17 protein-coding genes are annotated in these 17,012 nt (G+C 62.2%); 8 read left to right on the top strand and 9 right to left on the bottom strand.

Translation table 11 applies throughout. The annotated features are described in order from the left end of the window. Positions 1 to 39 precede the first annotated feature (39 nt). From murB to AC3QL3_RS13010, 7 genes are all read right to left on the bottom strand, one after another. Positions 40 to 1,092, bottom strand: a complete 1,053-nt coding sequence (gene murB, locus AC3QL3_RS13040; protein ID WP_492894250.1) for a UDP-N-acetylmuramate dehydrogenase — start codon at positions 1,090 to 1,092, stop codon at positions 40 to 42. Beyond that, complete coding sequence (locus AC3QL3_RS13035; RefSeq protein ID WP_492894248.1) at positions 1,079 to 2,098, bottom strand: quinone-dependent dihydroorotate dehydrogenase; 1,020 nt, start codon at positions 2,096 to 2,098, stop codon at positions 1,079 to 1,081. Before AC3QL3_RS13035 ends, murB begins: the two co-directional genes overlap by 14 nt. Continuing rightward, complete coding sequence (locus AC3QL3_RS13030) at positions 2,099 to 2,872, bottom strand: class I SAM-dependent methyltransferase (protein WP_492894246.1); 774 nt, start codon at positions 2,870 to 2,872, stop codon at positions 2,099 to 2,101. It abuts the gene before it with no gap. Positions 2,873 to 2,874: 2 nt separating this feature from the next. Then, positions 2,875 to 3,159: a DUF4190 domain-containing protein gene (locus AC3QL3_RS13025; protein ID WP_492894244.1), complete on the bottom strand. Its 285-nt coding sequence runs from the start codon at positions 3,157 to 3,159 to the stop codon at positions 2,875 to 2,877. A gap of 40 nt (positions 3,160 to 3,199) precedes the next feature. Continuing rightward, entirely contained in the window at positions 3,200 to 4,624 is a 1,425-nt protein-coding gene (locus tag AC3QL3_RS13020; RefSeq protein ID WP_492894242.1) for a hypothetical protein, read from the bottom strand. Between the two features lie 171 nt (positions 4,625 to 4,795). Further along, positions 4,796 to 6,328, bottom strand: coding sequence for an L-piperidine-6-carboxylate dehydrogenase (gene amaB / locus AC3QL3_RS13015; protein WP_492894240.1), 1,533 nt, complete (start codon positions 6,326 to 6,328; stop codon positions 4,796 to 4,798). A 727-nt stretch (positions 6,329 to 7,055) separates the two neighbouring features. After that, the gene (locus AC3QL3_RS13010; protein WP_492894238.1) at positions 7,056 to 7,970 is read right to left on the bottom strand and encodes a hypothetical protein; all 915 of its coding nucleotides are present in this window, start codon (positions 7,968 to 7,970) and stop codon (positions 7,056 to 7,058) included. A gap of 544 nt (positions 7,971 to 8,514) precedes the next feature. Between AC3QL3_RS13010 and AC3QL3_RS13005 the strand changes: the two genes are divergently transcribed. Further along, positions 8,515 to 8,901: a hypothetical protein gene (locus AC3QL3_RS13005; protein ID WP_492894236.1), complete on the top strand. Its 387-nt coding sequence runs from the start codon at positions 8,515 to 8,517 to the stop codon at positions 8,899 to 8,901. Positions 8,902 to 9,409: 508 nt separating this feature from the next. On the opposite strand, the gene AC3QL3_RS13000 is transcribed toward AC3QL3_RS13005, so the two are convergent. Then, the gene (locus AC3QL3_RS13000) at positions 9,410 to 10,237 is read right to left on the bottom strand and encodes an AAC(3) family N-acetyltransferase (RefSeq protein WP_492894234.1); all 828 of its coding nucleotides are present in this window, start codon (positions 10,235 to 10,237) and stop codon (positions 9,410 to 9,412) included. A 267-nt stretch (positions 10,238 to 10,504) separates the two neighbouring features. Here AC3QL3_RS13000 and AC3QL3_RS12995 point away from each other — a divergent pair, with 267 nt between their 5' ends. The 3 genes from AC3QL3_RS12995 (at position 10,505) to AC3QL3_RS12985 (ending at position 13,901) form a co-directional block, all read left to right on the top strand. After that, positions 10,505 to 11,689, top strand: coding sequence for a site-specific integrase (locus AC3QL3_RS12995; protein WP_492894232.1), 1,185 nt, complete (start codon positions 10,505 to 10,507; stop codon positions 11,687 to 11,689). A 792-nt stretch (positions 11,690 to 12,481) separates the two neighbouring features. Further along, the gene (locus tag AC3QL3_RS12990) at positions 12,482 to 13,153 is read left to right on the top strand and encodes a hypothetical protein (protein ID WP_492894230.1); all 672 of its coding nucleotides are present in this window, start codon (positions 12,482 to 12,484) and stop codon (positions 13,151 to 13,153) included. 235 nt (positions 13,154 to 13,388) lie between these two features. After that, positions 13,389 to 13,901, top strand: a complete 513-nt coding sequence (locus AC3QL3_RS12985) for a hypothetical protein (RefSeq protein WP_492894228.1) — start codon at positions 13,389 to 13,391, stop codon at positions 13,899 to 13,901. A gap of 81 nt (positions 13,902 to 13,982) precedes the next feature. Here AC3QL3_RS12985 and AC3QL3_RS12980 read toward each other — a convergent pair whose 3' ends face one another. Continuing rightward, on the bottom strand, positions 13,983 to 14,393 hold the full coding sequence (locus AC3QL3_RS12980) for an Arc family DNA-binding protein (protein ID WP_492894226.1): 411 nt from the start codon (positions 14,391 to 14,393) through the stop codon (positions 13,983 to 13,985). 126 nt (positions 14,394 to 14,519) lie between these two features. On the opposite strand from AC3QL3_RS12980, the gene AC3QL3_RS12975 reads away from it, so the two are divergent. From AC3QL3_RS12975 to AC3QL3_RS12960, 4 genes are all read left to right on the top strand, one after another. Further along, positions 14,520 to 14,735, top strand: a complete 216-nt coding sequence (locus AC3QL3_RS12975; protein WP_492894224.1) for a helix-turn-helix domain-containing protein — start codon at positions 14,520 to 14,522, stop codon at positions 14,733 to 14,735. Between the two features lie 512 nt (positions 14,736 to 15,247). After that, a complete protein-coding gene (locus AC3QL3_RS12970) occupies positions 15,248 to 15,604 on the top strand; it encodes a hypothetical protein (protein WP_492894222.1) in 357 nt (118 codons plus the stop codon). 453 nt (positions 15,605 to 16,057) lie between these two features. Further along, a complete protein-coding gene (locus AC3QL3_RS12965) occupies positions 16,058 to 16,525 on the top strand; it encodes a hypothetical protein (RefSeq protein WP_492894220.1) in 468 nt (155 codons plus the stop codon). A gap of 178 nt (positions 16,526 to 16,703) precedes the next feature. Continuing rightward, a complete protein-coding gene (locus AC3QL3_RS12960; RefSeq protein WP_492894218.1) occupies positions 16,704 to 17,000 on the top strand; it encodes a hypothetical protein in 297 nt (98 codons plus the stop codon). Positions 17,001 to 17,012: the final 12 nt, after the last annotated feature.

Raw genomic sequence — 17,012 nt, 5'->3', positions numbered from 1 at the left:
ACGTCCGGCTCAGCCGTCGCGCGGACGCCGCAGAAGGGCTCAGACTACCAGCGGCTCGGGTTCAAGCGACACGCCGTAACGCTCGCGCACGCGCTCGCGGATGCGTTCGGCCAAAGCCCACAACTGCGCACCGCTGGCATGGCCGTAATTGACCAGCACCAAGGCGTGTTGGGCGGACACGCCGGCGTCGCCCTCGCGCAGACCCTTGAAGCCGAGCGACTCGATCAGCCAGGCGGCCGACAGCTTGGCGCCGCCGTCCGCGCTCGGCCAGGCTTGCAGCGCCGGATGCTCGCGCCGCAGCCGCTCCGCTTCTGCGGCCGCGACCAGCGGGTTCTTGAAGAAGCTGCCGGCATTACCCAGCACGGCCGGGTTGGGCAGCTTGCGCGTGCGGATGCGCGCGATCGCCTCGGCGACCAGGGCCGGCGTCGGTTCGTCGGCACCGAGCGCAGCGAGTTCTTCGTGCACGCCGGCGTAGTCGAGGCGCAAGTCGCGCAGGCGCGGCAGTTCGAACTCGACCGCGGTGACCAGATAGCGCTCGCGCTCGCGCTTGAACAGCGAATCGCGATAGGCGAACGCGCACTGCGCGTTGTCGAGACGAACCAGAGTATTAGTGCGGCGATCCCAGGCTTCGACCGCGAGGATGAATTCGCGCACCTCCACGCCATAAGCGCCGATGTTCTGGATCGGCGCGGCGCCGACCGTGCCCGGAATCAGCACCAGGTTCTCGAGGCCGGCGTAGCCGTGCGCGAGCGACCAGCGCACGAAGTCGTTCCAGTTCTCGCCGGCTTCCACGCGCACGTGCGCGGCGTCGTCGCGCGGCTCCAGCACACGGATGCCGCGTGCCGCGATCGCCAGCACGACGCCGGGCCAATCGCGCGTGAGCAGCACGTTGCTGCCTTCGCCGAGCACCAGCAGCGGCTGCGTCTTCAGCGCCGCGTAGCCGAATAGCTCGGCCAGGGCAGCCGGCTTGCGCACGTCGATCAAAAGATCCGCGGTGGCGGCGACGCGGAACGTGTTGCGCCCGGCCAGCGAGGCGCGTTCGACCAGGGTGTAGCCGTCGCCGTCGGCGCGGCCGGTGTTAGCCGCGCGCACGCATCGCCTCGACGCACTCGCCGATCAGGCCCGGGCCGCGATAGACCATGCCGGTGTAGAACTGCACCAGGCTGGCGCCGGCGTCGAGCTTGGCGGCGGCGTCGGCGCCGCTGACGATACCGCCGACACCGACCAGCGCAATCCTGCCGCCGAGCCGCTGCGCCATGCCGCGCAGTACCGCGGTGGAGCGCGCGAACGCCGGCTTGCCGGACAATCCGCCCGCTTCGCCGGCGTAGCGATGGCCGGCGACCGGTGTGCGATCGATCGTCGTATTGGTGCAGATCAATCCATCGATGCCGGCCACGAGCAGCACCTCGGCGATCGCGTCGAGTTCGCTCTCGCTGAGATCGGGCGCGATCTTGAGCAGCATCGGCTTGCGCGCGTGGTGCTGCGCGGCGAGCTGTTCCTGCGCCTCGCGCAGGGTGCCGATGAAGCGCTTGAGCGTTTCCTCTTCCTGCAGATCGCGCAGGCCCTGCGTATTGGGCGAGGAGATGTTGACGGTGACGTAGCTCGCGCGTGCGTACACGCGCTCGAGGCAGTGCAGGTAGTCGTCGACCGCGCGCTCGTTCGGCGTGTCCTTGTTCTTGCCGATGTTGATGCCGAGCACGCCGCCGAACTTGGCGCGCTCGACGTTGCGCACCAGCGCATCGACGCCGCCGTTGTTGAAGCCGAGCCGGTTGATCACCGCTTCGTATTCGGGCAGGCGGAACATGCGCGGCTTCGGATTGCCGGCTTGCGCGCGCGGCGTGGTGGTGCCGATTTCGACGAAGCCGAAGCCGAGCGCGCCGAGCGCGTCGATGTAGGCGCCGTTCTTGTCCAGCCCGGCGGCGAGGCCGACCGGATTGTCGAAGCGCAGGCCGAACGCCTCGACCGGCAGCGATTTGGGCTTCGCCGCGAGCAGCGGATTGAAGCCGGTGCGATAAGCCGCCTCCATCGACAGCAGCGCCAGATCGTGCGCGCGCTCGGCGTCGAGGCAGAACAGGAACGGGCGGGCGAGGGCGTACATTCAGTCGACCCGGCCGGCGTAGAGGCGGGTGTCGTAGCGCAAGCTGACCTGGCCGTCGGCGGCACGACGATCGAACAGTTCGCGCAGCGCCGCGCGCATCGGTTCGTAGTGGGCTTGGCCGGGTTTGGGCGCGTACGAAGACGAACGCGCGCGGCCGAGCAGGCCCTCGAAATCGAGCGATTGCTCGTTGGCGAAGCTCGCCGTTTCGAGAAAGCCGGCGGCGAAGAAACTGCGTGCTGCGGTTTCGTCCGCGCGCGGTCGCGCTTCGACGTCGGCATAGCCGGGGCAGTGCGCGGCCAGTACCGCTTCGTATTCCTGCATGAATCCGTCGCGCCGGCGCAGGTTCCAAAACAGCACGGCCACGCCGCCTGGGCGCAGGATGCGCGCGAACTCGGCGCGCGTCGGCGCCGGTTCGAACCAATGGAAGGCGGTGCCGGCGGCGACCAGGTCGACGCTGGCCGTGGCCAGCGTGGTCGCCTCGGCGCGCCCGTCCACCGCGCGGAATCCGTCGCGGCTGCCGAGCTCGCGTGCAGCCGCTTCGCGCATCGGCGTATTCGGCTCGACCGCCAGCACGCTGCAGCCGGCGTCGAGGAAGAGTGCGCTGGAAAGGCCGGTGCCGGCGCCGATGTCGGCGACGACCGCGCCCGGCCGCAGCCAGTGGCGCGCTTGCAAGTGTTCGACCAGGGCCGGCGGATAGCCGGGGCGGTAGCGGAGGTAATCGTCGACGCGATTGCCGAAGCGTTCGGTCGGGTCGTGCGCGGAACGCTCGCTCACCGTCAGTAGGCGTAGTGAGCGAAGAACGCGAGGCCGCCGAGGAACAGGAAGATCACCGCGAGGCAGGCGAGCACGATGACCACGTGCGCCCAGCCCAAGATCAGCCCGGCCAGCGCCATGCCGTCGCCTTCGAGCGTGCCCGGCGGCATGCGGCGGATCTCGCCGCGTGCGCTGTGGCCGAGGACGATCGCGAGGATCGCGCCGATGATCGGCAGGGCGACCCACGACAGCACGCCGAAGACGAGGCTGGCGACGGCGGTGCCGCTGGTGCGAGGCGTGCTGTTCATGCGGCGCATTCTACCGCGCGGCCGCGCGGCGGGAAGCGTCTCACTGCGCCTCGAAGCCGTCCGAGAAGATGGTGTCGCCGACCAGCTTGATCAGCCCGACGTGGAAGTGCGAATCGGCGTCGAACTTGGCCAGCGTGCCGACGTAGATGCTGCCGTCGGCGGCGATACCGACGGTGGTGGCCTGTTCGCCGAAGTCCGTGTCCGGCGGCAGCGTGCTCGAGGCGACCAGTTTTCCGCCGATTCCGAAGCTTCCGTCCAACTGCCCGTTCGGCGTCAGGCGCGCAAGGCTGGCACCGAATACGTTGTCGGCCGTGGAGGAACTGCCCACCACCACCAGGCGGCCGCGGCTGTCTTCGACGACCTTGAACGGCACGTCGATGAAGCCGCCGCCGAGGTCGAACGGAATGACGATACCGCCGCCGTCGCCGAAGCTGGTATCGAGTCCCCCGCTCGAGGTGAGCTTGAATACGCCGTAGTCCATGTTGCCCGGTGTGGAAGTGAGTGCCATCGCGCCGACGGCAACGATGGAGCCATCGGCCAGCGCGGTCGCGCCGACGCCTTGGTAGGCCTGATAGCTCGCCACGCCCGGGTCGAAGACCAGGGTGCCGCCGTTGCCGAAGCCGTTGTCGAGTTGGCCGTCGGAGTCCAGCCGCGCGAACAGCCAGGCCGCGGTGGAAGGAGTGGGCGCGCCCAAGCCGGTGAGCACGATGTGTCCGTCCGGCACGATCGCCACGTCGAGCGCGAGAGCGGACGGCATCGCCGGACCGAAGTCGATCGTGACCATGCCCGAGCCGTTGAACGAAAGATCGCGCGAGCCGTCCGTGTTCAGGCGCACGACCGCCATGCGCTGGGTGGTGGCATCGATGGTGGCGCGTCCGGCGGCGACGATCTTGCCGTCGCTCTGCAAAGCGCAGCGTACGGCGATGTCGTCGCGGCTGCCGACCGGGCCGATGTCGAACGGCACCGTCGCCTTGCCGTCTCCGCTGAACTGCGGATCGAGCTGGCCCGACGTCTGCAGGCGCGCAAAACCCATGTCGGAACCGCCGCCGGTCGGAGCGCCGCCCGATTCGCCGCACAAGACGATGCGGCCGTTCGGCTGCAGCAGCAGGCTGCCGGGAACGTCGTTGTTCTCGCCGCCGCGGTCGAACGCGATCAGGGTCTGGCCCTGGGTGCCGAAGTTGGTGTCGAGGGTGCCGTTCGGGTTGAGGCGCAGCACGCCGAAGTCCGACGACGGAGACGCCGCTGCCGTGTTGTCGACCGTGCCGGAAACGACCAGCTTGCCGTCCGGCTGCAGCTTGAGGTCGACGAAGTTCGCGAACCCGATCTGCAGGTTCAGCGACGGAAAGAACGCGATCTGCTCACGCCCTTGGTTGCCGAATGAGGTGACGTAGTCGCCGTCACGCGCATGCGCCGCGCACGCCGTCGACGCAGCCAGCGCCGCCAGCACGATTCGCTCGATCTTCATAGTCTTCTCCCCCGATTCCGCCGCAAGACGCTAACACAGGAACATGTCAGTCCAGGAAGGGCAATACGACGAAACGGGCGCGCAGGTGACAGCGCGCGAACGAGATCGACCGAAGCGAGCCGACCGCCGGAAAGTTCAGGCGGTCGGCAGGTCGTCATCGTTGTGAAGCGCTCAGAACTCGAACTTGATGCCCTGCGCCAGCGGCAGCGAGTCGGAGTAGTTGATCGTATTGGTCTGGCGGCGCATGTAGGCCTTCCACGCGTCCGAGCCGGACTCGCGGCCGCCGCCGGTTTCCTTCTCGCCGCCGAACGCGCCGCCGATCTCGGCGCCGCTGGTGCCGATGTTGACGTTGGCGATGCCGCAATCGGAGCCGGCCGCGCCGAGGAAGGCTTCGGCTGCTTTCAGGTTTTGCGTGAAGATCGCCGAAGAAAGGCCCTGCGGGACCGCGTTCTGCTGCGCCAGCGCCTCGTCCAGGGTCTTGAACTTCATCACGTAGAGAATCGGCGCGAAGGTTTCGGTCTGCACCACTTCATCGGCGTTGGAAAGGCCGGTGACGATCGTCGGCAGCACGAAGTTGCCTTTGCCCTCGATCGCCGCGCCGCCGGTTTCGACCTTGCCGCCGCTGGCCTTGGCCTTCTCAACTGCGCCGAGATAGGCGTGCACCGCGTTGCGGCTGTTGAGCGGGCCCATCAGGTTCTTCGCGTCGGTCGGATCGCCGATCTTCTTCTCCACCTGACGATAGGCGCCGACCAGCTTGCTCAGCACCTCGTCGTGAATCGACTCGTGCACGAACAGACGGCGCGTGGTGGTGCAACGCTGGCCGGCAGTGCCGACCGCGCCGAACACGATCGCCGGAATCGCCAGCTTCAGGTCCGCGCTGGCGTCAACGATGATCGCATTGTTGCCGCCCAGCTCGAGCAGCGAACGGCCCATGCGCTGCGCGACGCGCTCGCCGACGATGCGGCCGACGCGGGTCGAGCCGGTGAAGCTGATCAAGGGGATGCGCTTGTCGTCGACGAAGCGCGAGGCGAGCTCGGTGCCGGCGTCGTTGAACAAGAAGAAGATGTCCGGAAAACCGCCGGCTTTGAGCGCTTCGTTGCAGATCTTCATCGCCGCGATCGCCGACAGCGGCGTCTTCGGCGACGGCTTCCAGATCGTGATGTCGCCGCACACCGCCGCGACGAACGAGTTCCACGCCCACACCGCGACCGGGAAGTTGAACGCGCTGATCACACCAACCAGGCCGATCGGGTGCCACTGCTCGTACATGCGATGGCCCGGACGCTCCGAGTGCATGGTGAGGCCGTACAGCTGGCGCGACAGACCGACCGCGAACTCGCCGATGTCGATCATCTCCTGCACTTCGCCGTCGCCTTCCGGCTTGGACTTGCCCATCTCCAGCGCGACCAACGAGCCGAGCGCGTCCTTGTGCCGGCGCAGCGCGTCGCTGCACAGACGGATCGCCTCGCCGCGACGCGGTGCCGGCGTCGTGCGCCAGCTGGCGAAGGCCTGCTGCGCGCGCTGCACGATCGTCTCGTAATCGCTTTCGCTCGAAGCGTGCACTTCGGCGATGACCTCGTTGCTGCTCGGATTGACCGACTGCACCACGCCCGCGTCGGTGGTCTTGGACCATTCGCCGTTGCCGAGGTAGGTGCCGGGATTGGTCTCGGCGAGGCCGAGAGCCTTGAGGATCTGCGCGGACATGGGGGACTCCAGGGTTCGAAAGAAGGCGCGGCCAGGGCGGCGCGAAACCGCTGATTATAGCAGGGGGCGAGGGGAGGCCTGATGCCGATGACGATCGGAGGCCATGCATCGAAGGGATTGCGGCCGCCAAGCGCCGCTACGGCTATCGGCGCTCGTACGCGTGCGCCGGCAGGATCGACCAAACGGGTCTGCCGACGCTAGCGTCGCCGGACACGGCAGTGCGGCAACGCAGGGCGTCTTCAGACAGGGTTCGTGCGGTCGTGAAACACGATAGATTTTTCGAGCGCGAACGTTTTCTCAAGGGGCGACGTATCGCTTGAGCGAGGAGCCAGGTCGCATCGTCCCGCGCATCGATTTCTCGTGCCCGCAGCGCAGCTCTGCAACCTCAACGAGACCGAAGCAGCGTCTTCGCCCGCGCAAACATTTCCTTCTCCTCCTAATCCGCGCAGTGTTCAATCCGTTCCTTCAGAACCTTGGCCCGACTGCTGAACGGCTCGCTGCCCTATCCGTTGATACGAGGTCGAGCAGAACCATTTCACCGGACGCACGATGCTCTTCGAGCGCTCCGAGTACATCCTGTTGTCATCGCTCTTCTCCCCGGCGGCTTTGACATGGGAATGGAGCGGGCAACGGCGGTTACCTGAAGAACAAAGCGATCAGAATAATGACCGGGATCGGAACCCCAAGAAAAAAGAGAAGTAGGGATCTCATGGCTGGCTCCTTGGTACTAAAGCGTTGGTGAAATGTGGGCGAACTTATCGCGGCGACGGCCGCCGAATGTCGCCATCAGGCTTGCCGTAAACGCGCCGCAGAGGAGTGAGATGAACATCCATAGCGCCAAGCCCGAAGCTACCTTTCGCGCCTTGTCCGCAGCGTCCTTTGCTTTCGCCTTGGCGGTGTCCACGGATTCCTTCAACTTCGCAAACGTGGCCTGTACACGTTGTTCCGCTTCCGGCTGTGCGAGGCCGGTGCGCTTGGCAACGAGCTGCCCAAGGTACTGCTTGTCTTGATCGTCTAGGCTTCCATTGGCTACGCCGTTGACAATGATGCGAGCCGCCTCAGCGTGCGTCCGAGCGTCATCTGAACTGACGGCAGTCTCGGTTGAAGTCCCGCGGAAGAGGGAGTCGACGAAGTATTCGGTCGAATCGGTCGCTGAATCACTGCCTTTCGAGATCGCCGCACCAGCTACGGCGCCAACGCCACCAATCGTCGAGCCGGCGACAGAAGCGCCTGTACTCAGCACGCCACCTATGGCATTCGCCAGGAAGGCCGCAACCACAAGAGAGGCGATGCACCAGCTCAAAAACCCATGCGCCGTATCGCGAAAGTACACTTCGTCGGTGTGCACATTCGCCCACTTCACACGCAGGCGCCCCGCGAGATAGCCGCCCATACCCGAGGCAGCCACTTGGGTGAACGTGAGCCATAAGATGGTGGCTACGCCAATCGCCGTAGCGCTCGCTCCTGCACTGCTCCAAGGCGACACGGATGAAAGGCCGAGCCCGAATCCAAGGATGACGAGGATGTAGGAGAGCGCAGCTGCGGCAGCTGAGCCAGCGAACACTGCGGCCCAGCTCACGCCGGTCAGGCTGGAGTCGTCTTTTGCAATCGCGGGTTCCGATCCTGCTACAAGTGTCGCCATGTTGAAGCTCTCCGATAGGGTGATGCGTTAACTACGACTACGGATTGCATGAGGCGCTGATCGGGCTGAACGTTGTCTCCGGCATCAGGGGCAGGCAGCCGCACATGTTCAGCTCGACCAACGAACAAACTGACGCCATCCAGCAGACCGACTAGGCAGCCGAATCCAGATTCGTCTCTTGCTGCAAGGCCCGCGGCGGCACTTCGTCCTTTCGGCCGAGGTTGGTGTCGTTGCCCATAGTCGTAGTCCGAATCGAGCAGGCGAAGCGCCTTGCTAAACGGAGACTGCAAGCTGCAAGCCAAGAAGCGACATGCGTCCGAATGGCCGCGCAGCGCGAAACGGCAGTAGGCCTCAAGATCTCGAAGCGGAATAAATACTGACCCACGAGAAAATCTTTCGCACCTGTTCGTTCGCAGGCTGGATTGATAGTGAGCGTGCCGAGCCGTCAACGTTCTGCGCGCAGCCTGGGTGGAGGAAGGGCTCCTATTCATCAGGCGCGTATAGAGTGGCCGGCGTCCATCCCGGGCAGCAGAATTGGATTCCCTTGAGCATTCGCTCTTTGAAGAAACAAGCTCGCGCGACCAAGCAAATCGGCGGGCTGATGTTGACGGCTCCCATGGTCATTGCTCAGCGCACGTCGAAGATGGCGGCTGCTGGAGGAGTTCTTACGCCTTCCACTGAGCGCGAGATGAGTCGCATGGTGCAGGAAAAGGCGGAGGCCTTCGCCGAATCGCTTGCGGCAATGTCCATCGCCGCCATGCGCTTCAATGCGAAGTTCGCAATGCTATGCATGAATCCGTGGCTGGGCGGCCGGGCACGTGCGGCTGCATTCAGTTCGCTGACACAGTCGGCGCTGGCCGACCTCGCCAGCAGCGGCACTGCGCCGTATGTGCGCAGAGTGAGAGCAAACGCTCGTCGTCTGTCTCGTTAGGCGTGCCGATTGTAGATCGCCGTTTCGGCGCGCTGGATTGGCCTGCGTCGCGGTCGCGCTCCGTAAGACAAGGCCGCACGGTCGTTGCTGGCATGGAAACTACGCGCAGACCGGTCCCACGACCGCGAAGCTTCTCCCGCTCGGTATCACCCTATGCGCAGCCTGCGGCGGCTGGCTGCGTCAGGCATTGGCTGAGCCAGCAGTAGGTGTCCGTTTGATGGCGCCACAAATGACGACGGCTCCACAAAGGAGCCGTCGTGTGCTGCTTGCATGTGTTTCGGTCGATCGGCGCCTACTCGGGATTCTGCTCCGCGATCGGTGGATGCACGATTACGGTGCCACCACCGCCGCCTCCACTACCACCGCGATCGTAGGTCGCATCGTCATAGATCATCTGCCACGGACCAGGCTGCCAACTCGGAGCGCGCGGCGGCGCGCGGTGATACTGCGTGTCCCTGCGGTATCCATCGCACCACTGCCGGAACAAGCAGTCGCCGCCCCCTGACCTCTATCCATCCGGAGTGGAGCTTCGATCGGAAGACCAAACGTTGACGGCATGATCGACCAGTTGCCGCATCCCCACAAGGACGCCCCGTCCATTCCCCAACCGACCGACCGCAGCCAGTCCAGTGCGCATTGCGCTGGCTCCTATGGGGAGAAAAGCGTCGCTGTCGACCAGCTGCGGTATGTCGAAAGAAACCCATCGCCTTTCCCCGTCGACCATCAGAGGCGCGCCTTCGCGAACCGTCGGCCGATTGGGCCATGCGATGCTCTCGGCAAAATGCAACGCGGTGCATGTGTCGAAATCCACTCCCATCAGCAGAATCTTTGCCCTCAGCTGATACAGCTTTCCCAGCGGGGAGCTATTGCCCAACGGGTCATCCAAACGATGATCACTGATGATCTGCATTGCGAGAGGGCCAAGCGCCGCGAACGAGGAGGATGGATGGCCGCTGCGGACTGCGCCCGGCCAGGTGCGAAACAATTCGGCGACTGATCCCATATTCTGTGTCGGGGTGATTTGCGGATCGTAGGCCGGCATGGTGTCGCGGATCGCTCGCAGCCACCCCTCAGGGACAGGCGGTGCTGCCCAATTCGCCGGATCGGTCCAACTGTTCGACTGGGTGGGCATGACGACGGTTCCATCATCGGCTACCGCCCGAAGCAGCGCTTGCACCACGGCGACGGCACCACCGTTGACCCACCCCAGCGATTTCAGGGATGAGTGCACGAGAACGACATCACCCGATTCAAGTCCCAAGGACCGCAACTCAGAATAGAGGCTGTCGATGGTGACGAGCTGCTTCGCGGGGGAGGCGCGATCTTCTGCCTTCATCGGGGTCGCTCAGCCATCGTCGTTTTGCTGGCACGTCGCTGACACGGCTGCAGATGCTTCGCCGAAGGCCTGGCCTAAAGTGCGGGTTTATTGGCGACCCCGGCCCGATTCGAACGGGCGACCTCGCCCTTAGGAGGGGCTTTAAAGGTCCTTTCAGATCAATGGTCTACGGCATAAGTCTTTGATTTATAGTCCTAGTGCGTCCCGGTGTGTTTACGGATACTCTGTCTGCATCACTTACCGTGCACTTACAGGGACGCACTTACGATGCGGGCCAAGCTAACTCTCAAGGTGGTCGACGGCGCAAAACCTCTCGGATCACCCTATGAGATCCGCGATGTAGACATTGCGGGCCTGATGCTCCGCGTACAGCCCTCTGGCGTCAGATCGTTCTACGTTGAACTCGCCCGGGGTGTGCGTGTGCGACTAGGTCGCTACCCGGTACTAACGGTGGACGGTGCGCGCACACAGGCGAAAGCCAAGATTGGCGAGTTCGCCAAGACGGGCGAGCGCCCCGTTCCGAAATCCAAGATCGTCACATTCGGAGATTTCATCACCGATAGCTATGCGTCTTGGATGGAGGCAGAGCGCAAGACTGGCGTGCGTACCATAGCGGTGATCCGGAAGGAGTTCGCCGACCTGCTGAAGAAGCCTATGAGCGAAGTGACAGCCTTCGCTGTCGAGAAGTACCAGGCCGCGCGCCTAAAGGCCGGCATCAACCCTGCGACCGTAAATCGCGATGTCGTGCGCATCAAAGCTGCGATGGCCAAGGCTGTCGAGTGGAAGGTCATCGCTGAGAATCCTCTACGCTCCGTGAAGCGTGCCAAGGGCGAAGATCACAGCCGTGTGCGGTTCCTCAGCAAAGCAGAGGAGAAGGCGCTAAGGAGCGCGCTGGAGCGGCGCGATGGGAGATATCGCCAGCGTCGAGACTCCGGAAACGCGTGGCGTGCTGAGCGCGGCCGAGATGCCTTGCCGGCCATCACGGGTTTCTGCGATCACATCACACCAATGACTCTAGTTGCGCTCAACACTGGCTTGCGCCGTGGCGAACTAACGTCGATCACGTGGGCTGAAGTGAGTCTGCCTGGCAAGCTTGTTACTGTGCAGGCGGCATTCTCCAAATCGGGCAAGACACGTCACGTGCCCCTGAACAGCGAGGCTGTCAACGTGCTGCGCAAGCTTCGGAAGCAGCAGAAGGGCGATGGCCGACTGTTCCCGATCGCATGTCCGAAGAAGGCTTGGAACGCTCTAACCGCCGCGGCCGAGATCGAGAACTTTCGCTTCCACGATCTGCGGCACACGTTCGCTAGCAATCTTGTCATGGCCGGCGTCGACCTCAACACAGTGCGCGAACTGCTCGGTCACGGCGACATCGCGATGACGATGCGTTACGCGCACCTTGCGCCTGAGCACAAGGCGGCCGCCGTGGAGAAGTTGGTTAGTAGAGTTTAGGTAGGCATCAACCGCTACAGATCTAGCTTAAGCCCGCGGGGCGGATGGAGGCGTCTATGGCGGCCTCTGCAACTACACTGGGGTGAGGTTTCAGAGCTACTCTTAGAAGTTCCAGCGGACAAAACGTAGCGCCCGCAGTGTGTGGTCCGAGCGGAGTTCTATATAGGGAATGCGATAGAGAAGGTTGTAGCTGGAGGCCGAAGTTACTAGGAGATCAGAGTGATTCGATCGCTTGCGCTTTTGCTTAGTTGTCTCGTGTGGACCGCTGTCTCCGCCGGTGTCGACGATGCAGCGCCAATTTACGGAGCTTGGCGCATCGATCGAGTCATGGCCGGTGGCACGGAACTAAGAGTTGTCGGAACGATCAAGCTGCAGCTGCAAGGGCTCAGCGAAGAGGGCCTAGTCGTCGGGTACTTGGGCGGTTTGAATAGCCATACGCTCCTATACAAAGCCGACGGATATCGTTTGATTGCGTCCTGCGGGATAAGCCGTACAACACTTTGCACATCGACTCTTCTCGGTCGGCGCATCCGGCGCGTAGATGCCTCGGGGACGGATTCGGTTGGACCGGTGCAAGATTCAAGTTCGATCGACGACGACGCGCTAGCCAAGTTGCTTATAACTAGCGAAGCCTACTGGACCCAGACTAGGTCGGGCATCACGATGGGATTCATTTCGGCGGATACCAAGTTGGAGCTTTCTCCGTTGATCGAGGGATCCAACGAAGGTAGGTGATACCCACCTCTAGTCTCGTTTAGAACGACGCGAAGACCGACTACAGGGGATGCCCGGGTGGCAGACAGCAAAGACACCGACAAGACGCGAAGGGACCTCTATGCTATCTCGATCGGGCTGATCATCTTCAATGTCGCTGGCGGCACATTCGCCTCCGATGCATCAACTGTGTTCGGAGCGGTCCATATCAGTCGCCCTTGGGCTCTTGCCTTGTGCATCTGGATTGCATGGGCATATTTTCTCTGGAGATTCTGGCTTTCCGCTCGTCCGATATTCAAGCCGTACTTCGATGACATAGATTCTGAGATCACCAGAAGCAATAGATGGACCGCTTATAACAAGCGGATTGGTACTCTCTTGGCATCCCTAAGAGATAGACATACAGAATCCCTACCCGAAGAGACTGCATCGGACAGGGGAAGCCTGTTGGTGAATAGCCACACGATTGAAAGGATGATGCGCGAGGGTGATGGCAGGCCCGCTTCCGGGAAGTTTGGCGCTTACTCCCAGCGACTATTGGACCTGGATCTGAGCAATGACTACATGAAGACAATCCACGCGCGGACGCAAATGAGCGTGCAAGATCGGATTCGAATGGTTTCGAAGGCTGCATTTACCGCATCGCTGGCGCGACACGCGTTTTCCGACACGACTCTTCCCTTCTGCGTCGCCTTGCTTGCGCCAGTGCTCTTCATATTGCGGTTGATATTTGGGGTGGTCACTTTCTAGCTCAACCACTAAGCGATCAAGCTCGATGCAGCTAACCATGCATCCTAGTTCAACAATCCAGGATCAGACTCAGCGAGTTATGTCTTTGCGGTATAGAAATTTCCTATGGACTTCTCATAGTCCTTCCAGGATTACGAAAAGTTAGTTGACTCTAGCAGCGTCAACGCATGCCTTCCGTAACAAACACTTCTTCATTTCCCTGAGTCAGATCGCAGGTGAGAATCGAGGTTGAGGTATGGTGCAGCCAACTGCATTCGTTGAGAGCCTTACTGACGAACAGCTAGATGAGGTCTGGTTTGCAGCGCAACCATATATGGGGATCTCCGACGAAGACTCGTTAGCACAGGCGCTTTCCGGTAGCGATATCTCTGCGGCACGAAGCTATCTATGGTGGATACATCGACAAGTTCGTGATGGACGAATCCTTGACGAGTTATCTCGCGACTTCCTGCTCGCCGCCCTTGATCGCTTTTCTGATGAAAAAGGCCTGACTCTTGGGCAGGCCTTTGGCTTGGAGCGAAAGAAGCGAGGTAACCCACCTAGTCGCTTAGGTGTGGTGGGCGCGATCAATGGATTAATTCAGTATCTGCACGATCAGTGCGGGTACTCCCTTGGTGAGTCGACAGATCGCTCGTCCGCATTCGAGGTCGCGGCCGTATTGCTGAAGCGGCGTTGGCGCTTCGATCGAAGTGCATACACGCTGCGCGATCAGTATTGGGCTAAGCGTCATAAGGGGGAAAGCAGCTAAACCCTCTTTTGTTCGGTGTAGCTGAAGTCCCTATCGTGCCCCCAGCGTCCCAATGAGTGGGACGGGACGGAGGCATAGTGTTCAAGTCTTCTTTCTGCGTTTGGATTCTTGGCGATGATCGACGGGCTGACGCTTCTCACCGTCAGAGCGCGCATCTGAATCTTCTCCTTCGAACCGCACCATTCGCATACCAGAGACCTCTTCGTAGGAGTCTTCAAGAGACTCCACGACTCGTGACGCCTGTTTCAACAGGGCGCCGAGCATGGCAATTGCACCTAGGCCCAGTTCTTTGGATGTCGGAGGCTCGCCCATCTCAGCGGGCGCGTCATCTGCTGCTGCAGGAAAAAACAAGAACTCGGCGAAAGACTGGCCAAGCCGATAGACGATTTCCGCGTTCATCGATCGGCCCGATTGCCTAGCGGCCTCGGTAATGCGCGCATGCAGATCTGCGGGAATACGTAGTTGCGAGCGAACTTCTGATCTGTCGTCCATGAGGTGAAGTTTGACACTGTTTCAGTGTAAAGGGTATTGACACTATATCAGTGTTGGCACTATCTTAGTGGCGTTCCGCTGAGTGCCACGGACCTAGGCACAAATCTGACCAACGCAAGGAGACTTATGACAATGCCTATGGAATGCCGCCTCGCCTACACCGTAGAGGCGGCTTGCGCAGTAACCGGCCTGACGCGAACGCGGCTTTACCGCGCCATCGCCGATGGCTCCCTTAAGACGTTCAAGGCCGGACGGCGTCGTATGGTGTCCGCCAAGGCCCTTGAGACATTTATTGCCGAGCTTGAGCGGCAGTCCGAAGGCAAGGGGAGGGCGGCCGCATGATCGAGCGCAGCCAGCGACATCCCCTTAGCACGTTCTCTCGCTGCCCGACCTGCCAACGAGAACCCACGCATACGACGACCTGGGGCGGCCGCACAGGCGATCCCGTGTTCTCGGGAAAGGTCGGCGAGCGTCATCAGCTGTCCTGCACATGCAGGCGCTCTACGGCCCTACAGCCATCCCTCGCAGACGCCGTACGCGAGTGGGGCGAACGCCTGGAGCAGGCGTCTTTGCCGCTACCCAAGCCCCGCAGAAGCTACGTACGGAGGGCCGCATGAAGACCCGCCGAGCAAAGCACCTGCTGATTGGGAAGCTCCTCACCGACAGCCTTAAGCGGTCAGGTCGGCTTCCGACTTCGAAGTCCGTAGCGACCGCCGCGAGCGTCCATCCCGCGACGGCCCGCCGATGGCTTGCTGACTTCCGAGCAGTCCAACCCCTGCAAGCGTCCGCGTTGACGTGCTGGAGCAAGCAATCCGCCGCCGACACGAGCGGCATGACCCGCTAGGAGAACACCAATGGCAGATGGTGGAAAGAGAGGAGCGCAGCAGCACAGCAAGCCGGTGCTGACGTTGAGCGACGAAGGACTACTCGGGTTAGACCGCCAACGATGGGTCAACACCTCGCTGGAGCCGAAGGTTCGTAGCCGCCTCCTCGATGTTGAGGAGCGCGTGTCTGCATCGATCGCACTGATGTCCCTCTTGCGGCGAGACGAAACGCACACGCATGAGGTAGAGGCATGCGGGGGTGTGGACTACATCCCGATTGGCGCGTTCTTTCGAGGCGGATTGATGGCTGCAGCTGGACTGCTGATGTCCGACGTAACGACGGTTCTCAGCGAGGTGAGCGAACTATGCAAGCTCCCCGGAAAGTGATTTCTAGACGTCTGAAAAACAAAGCCCCAACGGCAGCAACCGTCAGGGCTTAGATGACAACTGTCGAAATCTCTAACGAGGAAATTTCAATGAAAGACGCTACGCACAAAGCAGGGGCGACACAACCCGCGACGCTACCTGGCCAAGTGTTGAGGGAGACGCCGGAATGCCCAAGCTCGTATGGAGCAAAACCCCTTCTCGGCAACTACACCGAGGACGCTGAGCAACACCTGTGGTGTGCGCAGGCTCTCGCCAGCGTACTAGTGAGTCCAGAAGTAACCATCGACACATTCAACAACGATATCCAGTCTGCGCTCCGCTACCTATTGCGATGCGAAGTCGTGCGCGCGCAGAGGGCACAGGAAGCACAGCTGTAACTCCCTGGCTCAGCGTGATACCTCCTCGACAACAAAACAAGGCCCCGTCGCTCGGCGGCGGGGCTGAGGAACCCCGATGGAACCACGTTGGAACAAGCGCGCCAAGCTCACCGGGAAAGGGGCAACGGCGAGCTTTCTCTCGATCCCCCACTGGATCACGGACTCACTGGAGTTCGCTGCTCTCAGCGGAAACGAATTGAAGATGTTCATGGAGCTGGCACGTCAGTACCGAGGAAACAACAACGGCGCGCTATCTGCCATGCGAGAACAACTGGCGGCGCGAGGGTGGCGTAACCACGACCTCATCAGTAGCAAGCTCAAGGCGCTGGAGGCGAAGGGCTGGGCTATCAAGACCCGGCAAGGTGGAAAGCATGTTGGATGCACGCTCTACGCTCTGACGATCTGGCCCATCGACGACTGTGGCGGGAAGCACGATTGGCCGGCTGAGCGCAAAGCGAGCCACCTTTGGAAGGAAAAAAGCGCAGGCCTGATTTCCCGGCAGCGAAGGCCTGATTTACAGGCGGCGAGACGCCTTGCAGCCTGATTTCCCGGCAGCGAGAAAACGTAGCTGGACGAAACGGGACGCGAAACGGCAATTCTCGCCGCCTGATTTCCCGGCCACCTTATAGATATATACCAAGCGTGTGCTTTTGCTCCTCGCAGTCAGTTTCTGATCTTGGGCTTCTAAGCATCGCGCGCCGAACGACGAACGAGGAAACGACATGAACCGACATCCGGAGACGACGGCCGACCTCGCCACCCTGCTGCGATGGGCACAGCGCGGACAGGGTTGGGCCTTCCGAGAGTACCCGCCACAGTTCAAGCAACTCGCCGGCGGCTGCGTGTTGATCGTCGTGGTGCCTACGCTGTGGCGACCGATGGTAGGTCCGCGTCCGCGGCCGGTCTGCGCGCCGATCGACCTCGCGAAAGCACGTGCTAAGCGTGTGCTAGCAGATGCGCGCAAGCGTTCGGCAACGGTTCTGCAAGGGTTCGGCGAATGCGAAGACCTCCAGGCATGACAGGTCGCACTC

The sequence above is a fragment of the Dokdonella sp. GW821-FHT11D02 genome (genome assembly GCF_058808595.1).
Note: the sequence above shows the minus strand (reverse complement) of the source record. Positions and strands in the feature narration are given on the sequence as shown.

Excerpts from the sequence above, each read along its gene's own strand:
- AC3QL3_RS13035 (WP_492894248.1), bottom strand. The coding sequence starts at position 2,098 with ATGTACGCCCTCGCCCGCCCGTTCCTGTTCTGCCTCGACGCCGAGCGC.
- AC3QL3_RS13025 (WP_492894244.1), bottom strand. The coding sequence starts at position 3,159 with ATGAACAGCACGCCTCGCACCAGCGGCACCGCCGTCGCCAGCCTCGTC.
- AC3QL3_RS13020 (WP_492894242.1), bottom strand. The coding sequence starts at position 4,624 with ATGAAGATCGAGCGAATCGTGCTGGCGGCGCTGGCTGCGTCGACGGCG.
- amaB (WP_492894240.1), bottom strand. The coding sequence starts at position 6,328 with ATGTCCGCGCAGATCCTCAAGGCTCTCGGCCTCGCCGAGACCAATCCC.
- AC3QL3_RS13010 (WP_492894238.1), bottom strand. The coding sequence starts at position 7,970 with ATGGCGACACTTGTAGCAGGATCGGAACCCGCGATTGCAAAAGACGAC.
- AC3QL3_RS13000 (WP_492894234.1), bottom strand. The coding sequence starts at position 10,237 with ATGAAGGCAGAAGATCGCGCCTCCCCCGCGAAGCAGCTCGTCACCATC.
- AC3QL3_RS12995 (WP_492894232.1), top strand. The coding sequence starts at position 10,505 with ATGCGGGCCAAGCTAACTCTCAAGGTGGTCGACGGCGCAAAACCTCTC.
- AC3QL3_RS12985 (WP_492894228.1), top strand. The coding sequence starts at position 13,389 with ATGGTGCAGCCAACTGCATTCGTTGAGAGCCTTACTGACGAACAGCTA.
- AC3QL3_RS12980 (WP_492894226.1), bottom strand. The coding sequence starts at position 14,393 with ATGGACGACAGATCAGAAGTTCGCTCGCAACTACGTATTCCCGCAGAT.
- AC3QL3_RS12975 (WP_492894224.1), top strand. The coding sequence starts at position 14,520 with ATGACAATGCCTATGGAATGCCGCCTCGCCTACACCGTAGAGGCGGCT.
- AC3QL3_RS12970 (WP_492894222.1), top strand. The coding sequence starts at position 15,248 with ATGGCAGATGGTGGAAAGAGAGGAGCGCAGCAGCACAGCAAGCCGGTG.
- AC3QL3_RS12965 (WP_492894220.1), top strand. The coding sequence starts at position 16,058 with ATGGAACCACGTTGGAACAAGCGCGCCAAGCTCACCGGGAAAGGGGCA.
- AC3QL3_RS12960 (WP_492894218.1), top strand. The coding sequence starts at position 16,704 with ATGAACCGACATCCGGAGACGACGGCCGACCTCGCCACCCTGCTGCGA.